The organism is Colwellia polaris, from assembly GCF_002104515.1.
In the GTDB taxonomy this organism is placed as follows: domain Bacteria; phylum Pseudomonadota; class Gammaproteobacteria; order Enterobacterales; family Alteromonadaceae; genus Cognaticolwellia; species Cognaticolwellia polaris.
Genome location: NZ_NBOE01000002.1, coordinates 330,496 through 342,321 on the forward strand (window position 1 = coordinate 330,496; position 11,826 = coordinate 342,321).

Annotated in this window: 14 protein-coding genes and 1 other RNA gene; 4 read left to right on the forward strand and 11 right to left on the reverse strand. The window is 37.6% G+C overall.

Annotation, left to right across the window (positions count from 1 at the left end; all coding sequences use genetic code 11):
- Positions 1 to 2 precede the first annotated feature (2 nt).
- From B6A32_RS05850 to B6A32_RS05860, 3 genes are all read right to left on the reverse strand, one after another.
- Complete coding sequence (locus B6A32_RS05850) at positions 3 to 545, reverse strand: DUF2271 domain-containing protein (protein WP_085301917.1); 543 nt, start codon at positions 543 to 545, stop codon at positions 3 to 5.
- 18 nt (positions 546 to 563) lie between these two features.
- Positions 564 to 1,163, reverse strand: a complete 600-nt coding sequence (locus B6A32_RS05855) for a PepSY-associated TM helix domain-containing protein (RefSeq protein ID WP_085301919.1) — start codon at positions 1,161 to 1,163, stop codon at positions 564 to 566.
- Positions 1,164 to 1,299: 136 nt separating this feature from the next.
- Positions 1,300 to 3,375 carry a TonB-dependent siderophore receptor gene (locus B6A32_RS05860; protein ID WP_085301921.1) on the reverse strand — a complete coding sequence of 692 codons (2,076 nt, stop codon included), beginning with the start codon at positions 3,373 to 3,375 and terminating at the stop codon, positions 1,300 to 1,302.
- A 384-nt stretch (positions 3,376 to 3,759) separates the two neighbouring features.
- Between B6A32_RS05860 and B6A32_RS05865 the strand changes: the two genes are divergently transcribed.
- Positions 3,760 to 4,140, forward strand: a complete 381-nt coding sequence (locus B6A32_RS05865; protein ID WP_085301923.1) for a VOC family protein — start codon at positions 3,760 to 3,762, stop codon at positions 4,138 to 4,140.
- Positions 4,141 to 4,398: 258 nt separating this feature from the next.
- On the opposite strand, the gene B6A32_RS05870 is transcribed toward B6A32_RS05865, so the two are convergent.
- From B6A32_RS05870 to B6A32_RS05885, 4 genes are all read right to left on the reverse strand, one after another.
- Entirely contained in the window at positions 4,399 to 4,680 is a 282-nt protein-coding gene (locus B6A32_RS05870; RefSeq protein ID WP_085301925.1) for a hypothetical protein, read from the reverse strand.
- Positions 4,677 to 5,135, reverse strand: coding sequence for a hypothetical protein (locus B6A32_RS05875; RefSeq protein ID WP_085301927.1), 459 nt, complete (start codon positions 5,133 to 5,135; stop codon positions 4,677 to 4,679). The genes B6A32_RS05870 and B6A32_RS05875 overlap by 4 nt, the downstream gene beginning before the upstream one ends.
- Before the next feature lie 23 nt (positions 5,136 to 5,158).
- Positions 5,159 to 5,461 (reverse strand): DUF883 domain-containing protein, encoded by a 303-nt coding sequence (locus B6A32_RS05880; protein WP_101685913.1) that lies wholly within the window; start codon positions 5,459 to 5,461, stop codon positions 5,159 to 5,161.
- 227 nt (positions 5,462 to 5,688) lie between these two features.
- A complete protein-coding gene (locus B6A32_RS05885; RefSeq protein ID WP_085301929.1) occupies positions 5,689 to 6,810 on the reverse strand; it encodes an AI-2E family transporter in 1,122 nt (373 codons plus the stop codon).
- A gap of 364 nt (positions 6,811 to 7,174) precedes the next feature.
- Here B6A32_RS05885 and B6A32_RS05890 point away from each other — a divergent pair, with 364 nt between their 5' ends.
- On the forward strand, positions 7,175 to 8,302 hold the full coding sequence (locus B6A32_RS05890; RefSeq protein WP_085301931.1) for an aminotransferase class V-fold PLP-dependent enzyme: 1,128 nt from the start codon (positions 7,175 to 7,177) through the stop codon (positions 8,300 to 8,302).
- A 165-nt stretch (positions 8,303 to 8,467) separates the two neighbouring features.
- Here the strand turns inward: B6A32_RS05890 and B6A32_RS05895 are convergent, their stop codons facing one another.
- The 3 genes from B6A32_RS05895 to smpB all read right to left on the reverse strand — a co-directional run bounded on the left by B6A32_RS05895 (position 8,468) and on the right by smpB (position 10,264).
- Complete coding sequence (locus B6A32_RS05895) at positions 8,468 to 9,001, reverse strand: hypothetical protein (protein ID WP_085301933.1); 534 nt, start codon at positions 8,999 to 9,001, stop codon at positions 8,468 to 8,470.
- A 334-nt stretch (positions 9,002 to 9,335) separates the two neighbouring features.
- Positions 9,336 to 9,685, reverse strand: a transfer-messenger RNA (tmRNA) gene (ssrA, locus tag B6A32_RS05900).
- Between the two features lie 93 nt (positions 9,686 to 9,778).
- Complete coding sequence (gene smpB, locus B6A32_RS05905) at positions 9,779 to 10,264, reverse strand: SsrA-binding protein SmpB (protein WP_085301935.1); 486 nt, start codon at positions 10,262 to 10,264, stop codon at positions 9,779 to 9,781.
- A 151-nt stretch (positions 10,265 to 10,415) separates the two neighbouring features.
- On the opposite strand from smpB, the gene B6A32_RS05910 reads away from it, so the two are divergent.
- Together B6A32_RS05910 and B6A32_RS05915 are read left to right on the forward strand one after the other, a co-directional pair.
- Entirely contained in the window at positions 10,416 to 10,847 is a 432-nt protein-coding gene (locus B6A32_RS05910) for an SRPBCC family protein (RefSeq protein WP_085301937.1), read from the forward strand.
- A 48-nt stretch (positions 10,848 to 10,895) separates the two neighbouring features.
- Positions 10,896 to 11,267, forward strand: a complete 372-nt coding sequence (locus B6A32_RS05915; RefSeq protein ID WP_085302374.1) for an RnfH family protein — start codon at positions 10,896 to 10,898, stop codon at positions 11,265 to 11,267.
- 142 nt (positions 11,268 to 11,409) lie between these two features.
- Here B6A32_RS05915 and B6A32_RS05920 read toward each other — a convergent pair whose 3' ends face one another.
- Complete coding sequence (locus B6A32_RS05920; RefSeq protein ID WP_198946869.1) at positions 11,410 to 11,757, reverse strand: outer membrane protein assembly factor BamE; 348 nt, start codon at positions 11,755 to 11,757, stop codon at positions 11,410 to 11,412.
- Between the last annotated feature and the right edge of the window lie 69 nt (positions 11,758 to 11,826).

Genomic DNA, 11,826 nt, shown 5'->3' on the forward strand with positions numbered 1-11,826 from the left:
TCCTAAGGTGTAACAGTAAAAGTAATGTTGCCAGTTTCGGCGGTTTCATTGAGGGTGAAATGCTGTGCTTTGTTGTCGAGTGTAAAAGCCTGCTTAAGCAATACTCGGCCGCCTTTCTCTCGTACTACTTCAATATAAAGTGTGTAATCTCCTGCAGGCAGGGCTTGTTGTTGATCGTTAGTGGCTTTAAACGACAATGGAAATGTTCCTGCAGCATGTGTTGCTGAGGTTATTGCATCAACGAGCTTGGCATCTTTTCGGCCTACGTTGCGCCACCAACGGCGAATATCTTTCAGCCATTTAGGCTCTTTTCGCCATAGTATGAGCGTTCTAACCGGCTTTCTTTTGGTGTTTTCTAACCAAGCGGCAACATAAGGAGGGTGGTATTCACCTTGTTGCTGCTTTAGCGTTAATTTTATTTCCAAATTAGCGGGGCGGTTTTCATTGGCTTGTGCTGATGCTGGCAAAATAAATAACAGGCTAAAAAATACCAGTAAGACTATTTTGCTGATGCTATTGGCATGGTTTGATATAAAATTATTCATAAGGTGTATAAAGTCCTTTTAAGCAAAGTAAATAATACTCAAAATGGCCAGTAATGTGCTGCTAACACTAACCATTAAAGTGCGATGAAAACGTTTTTGTGGCATGGCTAAAATAAAGCCCGTGATGGCAAAAACAATAAAAAGTACGCTGGAAAGATCGATAATCCAGCCCCAAAAATTACTGGTGTTTCGGCCTTTATGTAAATCGTTAAGCACAGCCCACCAGCCGTAATGGGTTTGTTCATAAAAAGCGTCACCGGTTTCAAGTTCAACGGCAATGCTGGTGCTTTTTCCTGCCTGTTTAATGCTATAAAATAATTCACCTGACATGAGTTCGGGTTTTATTTCTGTTAAGGCAACTCCAAAAGCTTGCTCAACTTCATGAGTAATAAATTGCTGTTGTTTAGTTGTTACTTTGTCATCGTTAAGCGCAAGCTCGGCAATGGTATTGATCGTTAGTTCGCTTTCTACTACCTTCGCTTTATAACTACTAAACCATTCAGGGTGATTTAATGTGATGCCTGTAACTGAAAAAAACAGTAACAAGGTCAATAACGCCATAGACACATAAACGTGAATAAGCCGGGCAAGATTTAAGGTTTTTTTAGAAGGCTTCATTAAGACTTACTTTCTTTATTAATGTTATTTAAATGCGATTGAAATATTTTTAAAAAGGGAATAAATAGGTAAAAACCATAAAAGGCGACCTACGTAAAGTGTGTCGCCTTAACATGAGTTATTTACTAAATTTTCACTAGAATGCCAACTGAGCCGCTAAACGAAAGCTAATGCCATCAGCTGCTGTTACACTCGTGGTTCCGCCGCCAATTAAGTATTTTTTGTCTAGCAAATTATTAATGTTAAAGCGCAGGTGGAGTTCATGCTCTTTAATATCCATTTGATAAGTTGCTCCGACATCAATGCGGGTGTAACTGTCTTTTTTAATGGTGTTTTGATTGTCTGCAAAGCGAGAACCTTCGTAAAATGCACCAGCATTAAAGGCAAGCTTTTCAGTTAACTCGTAGCGTGACCATAAAGCAGCAGACCATTCAGGCACATCAACCGGTGTATTGCCTTGATATAATGCGTCGCGTTCATATTCAGCGTCGATATTGATCAACGATGACATAATAAATAGTTTGTCATTAATGGCACCTTGAGCGCCCAATTCAAAACCTTTATGGCGTTGCTCGCCTGCTTGCGTTGTGCGAGTTTCAAATGCAGAATCAATCAGATCTTCTTGAATTAACTTACCCATTTTGCTGATATCAAAAATAGCGCCACTTAGCAGAAGTCTGTCGTCAACAAGTTGCCATTTTACGCCGATTTCGCTTTGCTTAGATTCCATAGCTTCTAGTTTCATACCATGGTTGATATCAGTATCGTTATCTAATTTTTCGCTACTTTGCGGTTCAAAACCTTCGGTGTAGCTGTAGTAAATAGTGGCTTGTTCAGAAGGGTGATACAGCACACCAAACTTAGGCAAGAAAGATTCATTATCAGCACCTTCTTTGTTTTGTTTGTCGTAACGACCACCAAATGAAACCTGCCAAGTGTCGTTAAAAGTAACTAAATCTTGTACATAAATACCGTAGTAGTCGTATTCGCTATGAGAAGTTCTGTCTGGGTTTTTATAACTAATATCTGGCTTTGGTGGCTCGGCTTGTCCTGCTGCATAAGTAATGGCTGTGCCATTAGCTTTAACTTGATCATAAGAATAATCTAGCGAGTTAGCACCGATTAAAAGCTGATGACTAACACCTGCAAATTCAAACTCGCCAACAAAGTCGACAAAGGCCGTAGTAAATTGCCAGTCATCAAAGCGATCATAAGGGTTTGAGGTATAGCTATCGCCTTCAACATTAAAAGTACTGCCATTTTTTGGCGCAGATTCAAAACGTTGGCGTTCAAAGGTTTGCTTGTTGTAGCCAAGCGTTACTTGCCAGGCATCACTTATATTATAATTAATATCAGCGCCGTAGTTTTCAACATCAATATCGGTAAATGCCCAAGACATATCACGAATAGTTTTACGATCGCCAATTAAATCGCCGTCTTCATTTAACCAACCACCAGTGTCTAATCCGGCTTTGTCGTTAGTGTAGTCATAGTGCACACTCAATGCTAAATCGTCTGAAACATCATAATCAACAACAAGTGCACCTAAGAAACGATCACGTTCACGTTGATCGCCGTTTTGATATTCACGTTGATAAGTAACATCTTGCTTGACTAAAATGCCACGATAACGAAGCGATTCGTCATCGTTTAGTGCGCCGCCTGCATCTAAGGTAAAACGGGTTGAACCTTCTTGGTCGGTATCTGCACCGATAGTAAATAAGGTGTTAGCTGTTGGCTTTTTAGTGACCATATTTACTAAGCCACCGGGACCAGATTGACCGTATAAAATACTTGAAGGGCCTTTAATCACTTCGACCGCTTCTAAAGTTTCTATCGGTTGTTGGTAGTGCGACCAATGTTGGTGGCCATCGCGTAAATAACCATTTGAAGAGCTTAGTTCAAAACCGCGCAAGTTAAATACTTCTCGGTTACGTTGCTTTGAGCCTGCAGAAAGGCTGGCGTCATTGGTAAGTACTTCACCTAAAGTGGTTGCTAATTGTTCTTCAACAATAGTACTTGAAATTACGGTAACTGACTGTGCGGTTTCAAGTAATGAAACATCAGTGCGCATGGCTCCTTTTGCTTCATCAACCTTGTAATCATTAAAATAACTTCCTGTAACCTCAATAACTTCTAAAGGGCTGCCATTAGCAAATGCAGTTATTGGCGTTGCCATAGATATTGCCAAAAACAGCGGTGAGTACTTCATGTTAATCTCCAAATTATCAACGAATGTGTCCAAGTAAATGCCGTTAAGCACTAAATTTCGGTAATGATAATGAGAGTGATTGTTATTTGCAATAAGTGTATGGGGTTTTTATTAAAAAAAGTTATATAAAAGCCAGATGATTAATTTGATAGGTTGATTAATGTACAAATGGTGTGCGAATTAACGGCTTACTATTTAACGCCCTAGCGTTTAGGGGGAGTTATCTAGAAAAATATAAATATTCTTGCACTGAGGGCTATTTATCGTGCATGCTGAGAGTCGCAATAATCAAATAGTTATTATATCAACTCGGTATTACTGTTTTTATTCAATAGGTTGATTTTATTTAAAACAGTAAAACAATTACGAAATAGAGGAAAACTAATGTTTAGTCATATCATGATCGGCGCTAACGACGTACAAGCATCTAAAGTATTTTATGATGCAATTTTAGGTGAAATGGGCCATAAGCCAGGTGTAATGGATGAGAAAGGGCGCTGTTTTTATTTTACAGATAAAGGCGTTTTTTCGTTAACTAAACCTATTAATGGTGAAGCCGCATCGCATGGTAATGGTTCAACAATTGGTTTTACTGCTGATTCTCCAGAGCAAGCCGACGCTTGGCATGCTACTGGGCTTGCTAACGGTGGTACCGCCTGTGAAGATGGTCCTGGCGTACGAGAAGGTGCTGCAGGAAAATTATATCTAGCTTACCTTCGTGATCCATCAGACAATAAAATTTGTGCGTTGTTTCGAATAGCATAAACCAAAGCTTATTTTTACCAATATTGAAGGTATTGTTATTTAAAGGTGTTCGCAAAATAGCGAATAAGAAACACGCTGCTTAGCGTATTTTTTATATTTTCGGTTCTAGTTGAGTTAATAATTTCCTTAACTAGAACTAACTCCAAAACCTATAGATGCTAATGCTTGTGTTGTAAGTAAAAACAGCATAGGAGGGGGAGATTAGACGTCGGCATCAATAATTAATTAAAGCTTTTTTAATAACCAATCTTCTAAATACTATTCTGGCGTTTGCATCTCTTCGTCGGTTAACCAGCTATCTAAATTCGTTTTGCCCAATACAACCGCCATGCTTTTAAGCTGTCGAGTAATACTTGGTGAGATTACCCCTCGTGCTAAACCAACAGTAAAAATTGCAGCTAAGCCTTTTGGTGAAGTGATCAGCGCTAAAGATTTTTCTTTTGCACGTTGGCTTTGCGATTGCTCAAGTTTGCTGAGTAATGCTAAGTTAGCAGCGCACTTATTGGCATGCTCGACCTGCTTGAATAATGAAAAAATCATGAGTCACCTTTAAATACGCGTTGTGTTCGGTTAAATCCTATTTCACGTTTTACTTTTCTCATTAGTTTTAAAGCTAATAAAATTAGTAAGATATTTATTGCTACAGCTATACCCAAGCCTAACCACACTGAAGAAAATAAATGCATAGTAGCAAGTACTATTGCCACATTAATTAAGCACCAAAGTATGGTAGCTATAACTGAAGTTATAAATAATAAAATACCAAATATAGCAATGGCTTTAAGTGATATTTTTCCTTCTAACGCTGCGAGATCTAACGTGTTTTGGTACTTTTTTTGTTTAACTTTAAAAAGCTTAATAATAGCTGAGTAGGTTTCAATAAACGAAGCTTCAGCTGCTTGAAGTTGCTCACGCTCTTGCAAAAGACGTAAGCTTTCCGCTTCAGCATCAGTGTGCTTATTGTGTTGAGCATCTGAATCTTCGTTAATGGTCACTATGTTAGCTTCCTATTTAGTTATTACTTTCTAAGCAATAGGCTTGTTAGTAGTACACCCGCTGCGAAGGCTATTCCGGCAGTTGCTACAGGGTTTTCAGTCGCATATTTTTTTACTGAAGACTGTTCCCATTTCTCTTTAACTTCTGCTTGCTTAGCAGCCAAACTTTCGCCACTAGATTGAGCTGCATTACGTAAACGATCTTCAGTTGATGCTGCTTTTTGAGCTAAAGTGTCAACAGATTCGTGTAAAGTCCCTTGTACTTTATCAGCTATAGGATGAGTAGATTTTGTTTGCTTATCTGTATTTGAAGTTTTAGTCGCCATGTGATTATCTCCTTTTGACATAACAGTTTTTATTAACTGGTTTAAGTGGAGCAATCATTGAGCCAAGTTTATATTGTGATTAAATTGTTATATTTCAGTGGTTTATTTTTGTATGTTAAAACGGTTTTTTTAATCCCTGAAATATTGACACAGCAGAATGAAAACTTTACTTACTTATATTCTGCTGCGTTTAAAACTAACTGTGTTTGAATAAATTTACTGCTTATTTAAGCTTTGGCTTCAATAAAAGCGACCCAATGGGTAAATAAATTAAGCCGCTCTAATGTTAATTTAATAGAGACTAAAATAGGTACAGCTAGCAGTACACCTAGCATTCCCCAAAGCCACCCAAGAAAAAATAACCACAATATAGTTACTAGCGGGTTAAGCTGCATTTTTGTGCCTAATACCATAGGTGTAAGCAACTGTGATTCAAGTACATTTACACATAAAAATGCAAAAGCAGGGGCTAATGCAAAAAATGTTAACCCAAATTGAACTGAGCCAACTAGGGTTAAAATAACAATACTTATGGCAGAGCCAACATACGGAACAAAGTTCAGGAGTCCAACTAATGCACCCCATAATATAGGGTCGTCTAAACCTAACAAGGCAAACGCGATAGCGGTAACTGCGCCAAGAATAAAGTTAATAACGCTGATGGTAATAATATATTTTGAAAGTACTTTTTGTACTTCATATACAATGGAGTCGAGCTTTTTCTTGTTACTGATGTGAGGAAAACTTCTCGCTGCAAGATACACTGAGGGGCCATAAATCAGTAAAAAAAGAATTAATATTAAGCAACCAAAGCATTGAGCTAAAAAGATTGGCGCGCTACTAAGGCCCGAAATTAAAAGCTCAATACCGCCTTGTTTAATATGTTTTTCTACTGAATTATCATCGGTTTTTGTTGGTGCTTTCGAAGGAGGTTTGTTACTGGAAAACATACCAAAAAAACTGAAGCCTTCTTCTTTTCTTTTGTTTGCTGCAACTTCTGCCTCTGCCTGCTGTTTTTTATTATCAAACTCATTACTTAACGTATCAATTTTCTGATTAAGTTGGACCGTAATTTTAGGGAGTAACTGCGCCCATTTTTGCGCTGGTTCGACTAACTCTGAGGCTAAAAAACTAAAAGGTGCTACGAGTAATGCCAGTAATACCACAGAAGAAACAGCGCGAGGTATATAGAAAGTTTTTAGTAACTTAACTGAAGGGCTCAGCAATAACGCAATAAAGGCAGAAAATAAAATAGGAATGAATAATGATTGAGCAAGGTAAAGTGTATATAAAATAGCAAGAGTAAATAACCATTTAAGTGGTTGGTGGTTACTAATAGCTGAATTCACAACAAAAGATCCTTTTGAATAATATGGCTAGAAAATATAACAGTAGCGAAGAGTGTATATTATCTTAGCAAATCTTCACAATTTTATGATGCTCTATTTACAGAGTTAATTGTTTTAAATAGATTAATTAAAATAAATGATCCTATTGGTGTGACGTAAAGAGAGTCGGTTACAGGCCTAGTCAATGGTTTAATAATGCCCAAGATAAATAAGGGCCAAATAACTACTTATTTGGCTCTGGGTTAACGGTATAACTAATTTTCAACGCTTGTATGATATTCCTAATTATTCTGCATTAAGCATTGATAGTATTCGGTATCTACGGCACTATCATGCAATATATACGATATAAAGAGACCCTAATATGGCTGGATTACTACCCAATATTGACCCCGATGGATTATTAGAATATTCCGTTGTTTACACTGATCGCGCATTAAATCATATGTCTGGTTCGTTCCAGCAAGTAATGCAAGACATATCAGCTGATTTAAAATCTGTTTACCAAGCCCACAGTACTATCGTTGTGCCCGGCAGTGGTACCTTTGGCATGGAAGCGGTTGCTCGACAATTTGCACGTGATAAAAAAGTACTCGTAGTGCGAAATGGTTGGTTTAGCTACCGTTGGAGTCAAATTTTTGAAATGGGCGGTATGCCGAGTAGCGAAACGGTATTAAAAGCACAACAAACTAAAGATGAAACTCAAGCGCCTTTTACGCCACCACCGATAGCTGAAGTCGTAGCCACTATTTTAGCTGAATCACCTGATGTTGTATTTGCCCCACATGTAGAAACGTCAGCTGGTATTATATTGCCAGATGACTACATTAAAGCGATGGCAGAAGCTGTACATCAAGTTGGCGGCATTATGGTACTTGATTGTATCGCCTCAGGCACTATTTGGGTTGATATGCAGGCAACGGGTGTTGATGTATTAATTAGCGCCCCGCAAAAAGGTTGGAGTGCTTCACCGTGTTGTGCATTAGTTATGTTAAGCGAGTTAGCACGCGAACGCATTGACTCAACCACTAGCGACAGCTTTGCTTGCGATCTTAAAAAATGGCTACAAATTATGGAAGCCTACGAAAGTGGTGGCCATGCATACCACGCGACAATGCCAACAGATGGCTTAACCCGTTTTAGAGATATTATTAAAGAAACCAAAGCTTATGGTTTTGACAAAGTATGCCAAGAGCAACAAGAGCTAGGACAGAAAGTTCGCGCCTTGCTCAAGCAACACGGTATTGAAAGTGTTGCTGCAGACGACTTTGCCGCACCAGGAGTTGTTGTAAGTTATACATCAGATAACGAATTTCAAAACGGTAAAAAATTCGCCTCAGTAGGCTTACAAATTGCGGCTGGCGTACCAATGCAAGTAGGCGAACGTGCAGACTTTAAAACCTTCCGCATTGGTTTGTTTGGTTTAGATAAGTTGCACAACGTTGACCGAACCGTAGCCGAGCTAGAAAAAGCACTGGCTAGCATTTTGTAAACTTTGCTTATGGTTTTCGCCATTACTATATATTAGTAATAGCGAATCTCTTAAACAGCAGACATAAAAAAACCGCTATTAAGCGGTTTTTTCAATCAAAATTATTCAATATGGGCTGAGATATTGATGTCTGAATTATGTAATGTAACAAAGGGAAGTGAGTTATTATAATGAAACATATTTTTTATAAATGTCGGTAAAAATATTAAAACATTCATCTAATAACGTCTTATATTTTGAATCAAAAAGAACATTTGAAAGACTACTGTATAGAGTTTTACCAATATCTATAACTAAAAATAAATTTAATGCTGTTTTACATTGTTGATAGTCAAACAGAGCTTTTGAAAATGCTAATAGTTTCATTTTTTTCTGTTCACCGGCTAACCCGGAATACAATAAAACCTCTTCTGGATTAATTCCTTCTGGAATAACTCCTTCATGATCTATCTCTTCTCGATTAATATTATGGTATCTGTTTTTTGTAGATGTAATGTTTATAACAATAAGGTTTTGAATATTACAATCGTTTTCACCTATTTCAGCTATTCTTGCATTAAGTACAGGTATTAATTCTATTACAGCACTCTCCATTGCGCGTTTTAGGTCATCAGGAATAAATTCAGATTGATAAATATATTTAGATTCACCTTCAATTATGTTTGATAAGGATTGAAGGAAAGAAAAATAATATTCCATAAATAACTTCCATTGTACTTATGTCGAAAGGTGCTTTAAATTTAGACAAGTAATACTAACTAATCAAGTTGGGCTATTACATTAGAGAGAAAACAGGTTTAATGTTCTATTGTTAAAGAATTGATGAGGTCAGAGTATGACTTATCCCCACAAATAATCGATAAAAATCAATAGAATAATTTAAAAACCATATTAAGTAGGGTCAGATACACATTAATTTTCAGACATAAAAAAACCGCTATTAAGCGGTTTTTTTTTCGCAGCTTGTAAACAAGCTGCGGCCAAATCTATAAGTTACTAGGTATAACGAATAAACTAAAAAAGGTCTTTATTTTGGTGGAGCGGGGGGGAATCGAACCCCCGTCCAAAAAACCTACATCCTCGGTACTACATGCTTAGTCGATTATTTGTTTAACCAATTAGACGCCAACCGACAGGCTTCGTCATGGTGAGCTTAATACTATTTCGCGGTTCAGCCTTAAGCGTGCTTCCCTCGCTATCCTATTTGGGGTGACCATCGATCCTCTAAACAATAGGAGAATTTTTGAGGCGATGGCTAGCCTAAGCGGCTAGTGCGAACGTTTCGTCGTTTGCAATTATAGTTTTGCGGCTTTTTACGAGGCCAACCGCCCCTCGGCATGCACCTTGGGTTTCGTGAATCTTGTCGAATCCTAGATCCGCCCCAAAGCTTTACTCTTTTACTATAGACTAAATTAGCCTACAAAACGCATTGTACCGCGCTTTATTTAAATAGACAACGTGGTATTTTTTAACCAGTTACCTTTCTAAATTCTTGTTTTTCATTAAACGGCCTTTATCAACCGCCCATTCGCGATCTTTTATGTCGGCACGTTTGTCGTGAGCTTTTTTACCTTTACCAAGATAAAATTCTAACTTTACCCAACAAGCTTTCCAGTACATTGCGGTCGCAATAAGTGAATAGCCATCGCGGTCAACGGCAAATATAAGTTGGTCTAGCTCGCGACGATTTAATAGCAGTTTACGTGAACGGTTAGGATCACATACTACGTGGCTTGAGGCAGCATTAAGCGGCATAATTTCTGCGCCAACTAAGTAGGCTTCTCGGTCTTTAACAAAGACATAACAGTCTGATATGTTGACTTTACCACTGCGTATACTTTTTATTTCCCAACCTTGTAAGCTCATACCGGCTTCATATTTGTCGGTTAAGTTATAGTTGTGGCGTGCTTTTTTATTCAGTGCAATTGTATTACTGCTTGATGATTTTTTTTTCTTTGCCATTATATTTCCATTCTGTTTACTACCAAAAATAGCAATTGCCAACATTATACGGGGAATTATGCTTAATTAAATGGCTTATTTATCATTTTTCACTTTAATGCGTTTTTAAAAGACATTTGCTATGATACCGCCCTTGAGAATTGGAGGGCGAATGCCGAACATAAGCCGTAGTGCATTAGTGATGCACAGTGTAGAAGATATGTACTATTTAATTAATGATGTGCTTGCTTACCCAAAGTTCTTGCCAGATTGTAGTGATAGTAAAATAATTACCGAAGACGATAACAGTATGACCGCGGCGCTATTAGTGTCAAAGGGTGGCCTTAAAAAATGGTTTACTACTCAAAATGAATTGGTGAGTAATAAAGAAGTGAGAATGAGCCTAGTTGATGGTCCTTTTAAGTACTTAGTTGGTGGTTGGAAATTAACAGCCTTGTCTGATGATGCCTGCAAAATTGAACTAGCGTTAGATTATGAGTTCTCTAATAAAATGTTTGATTTAGCCTTTGGTCGGGTTTTTAATAGTTTAGCTAATAATATGGTGCAAGCTTTCACCCAGCGCGCGAAAGCCGTTTACGGCTAGCATTTAATATTTTTTATAAGAGTTTATATTTACATGAACGAACAGGTTATGAGTGACGAAAGCGGTTTGCAAGAGCAGTTTACTATTGAAGTGGTCTATGGCACGCCAACAAAACAAGAAATTATTAATTGTATTGTTGAACCCAATACAACAATAGAACAAGCTATTTTAGCTTCGGGTATTGTTGATGAGTTCCCTGAAATTGATTTATCTGTTAATAACGTGGGTATTTGGAACCGTGCAGCTAAACTAACTGATATTGTTAAAGACTTAGACCGCATTGAAGTATACCGACCTTTGCTAGCTGATCCTAAAGAAGTAAGAAAGCGCCGAGCAGAAAAAGCCAAAGAAGAAGGGCGAGCAGATAAAGTTACTGGTGGCCGAGTAGATCCGCGCAGAAGCAAAGCTAATGAAGCCTAAGTTGTAATAGTTTATTAGTTTTTTATAAAAAGTAACTGATTAACTATTCAAAGTTTTAAAACGCTGCAAACAAAAAAGCATGTCGTAAACGACATGCTTAATTTTATATATCAACCAGAGCTCGAACTAATGATGTAAAATATTAGTTTACCATTGGCTCGTAATAGCTTTCAGGTATCTCAAAGTCACCTTCAGCATTAACAACTTTATTATCTTCAAAGGTGATTGAAAATTGTTTTTCTGCGTTAAAATCTGAATTTCTACCTGACTTGAAACGATAAACATAATGCCAAATGTCGGTATTAAACGCATCTTCAACAACAGGGCTTCCTAATACAAATTTAACTTGCTCTTTTGTCATGCCAATTTGAAGTTTGTCGATATCTTTTTGCTCTAGATAGTTTCCTTGTGGAATATCTATACGATAAACCCAACTAGAACAGGCAGAAACAGACAAGGCGATTACAATAGCTAATACTCGAAACAACATGGTAATTATATTTATCCTTTATAGTTTGAACGGGGATAATAGCGAAGCAGGCTGATAGATACAAAATAA

Excerpts from the sequence above, each read along its gene's own strand:
- B6A32_RS05910 (WP_085301937.1), top strand. The coding sequence starts at position 10,416 with ATGCCGAACATAAGCCGTAGTGCATTAGTGATGCACAGTGTAGAAGAT.
- smpB (WP_085301935.1), bottom strand. The coding sequence starts at position 10,264 with ATGGCAAAGAAAAAAAAATCATCAAGCAGTAATACAATTGCACTGAAT.
- B6A32_RS05895 (WP_085301933.1), bottom strand. The coding sequence starts at position 9,001 with ATGGAATATTATTTTTCTTTCCTTCAATCCTTATCAAACATAATTGAA.
- B6A32_RS05860 (WP_085301921.1), bottom strand. The coding sequence starts at position 3,375 with ATGAAGTACTCACCGCTGTTTTTGGCAATATCTATGGCAACGCCAATA.
- B6A32_RS05865 (WP_085301923.1), top strand. The coding sequence starts at position 3,760 with ATGTTTAGTCATATCATGATCGGCGCTAACGACGTACAAGCATCTAAA.
- B6A32_RS05880 (WP_101685913.1), bottom strand. The coding sequence starts at position 5,461 with ATGGCGACTAAAACTTCAAATACAGATAAGCAAACAAAATCTACTCAT.
- B6A32_RS05870 (WP_085301925.1), bottom strand. The coding sequence starts at position 4,680 with ATGATTTTTTCATTATTCAAGCAGGTCGAGCATGCCAATAAGTGCGCT.
- B6A32_RS05855 (WP_085301919.1), bottom strand. The coding sequence starts at position 1,163 with ATGAAGCCTTCTAAAAAAACCTTAAATCTTGCCCGGCTTATTCACGTT.
- B6A32_RS05915 (WP_085302374.1), top strand. The coding sequence starts at position 10,896 with ATGAGTGACGAAAGCGGTTTGCAAGAGCAGTTTACTATTGAAGTGGTC.
- B6A32_RS05850 (WP_085301917.1), bottom strand. The coding sequence starts at position 545 with ATGAATAATTTTATATCAAACCATGCCAATAGCATCAGCAAAATAGTC.
- B6A32_RS05890 (WP_085301931.1), top strand. The coding sequence starts at position 7,175 with ATGGCTGGATTACTACCCAATATTGACCCCGATGGATTATTAGAATAT.
- B6A32_RS05920 (WP_198946869.1), bottom strand. The coding sequence starts at position 11,757 with ATGTTGTTTCGAGTATTAGCTATTGTAATCGCCTTGTCTGTTTCTGCC.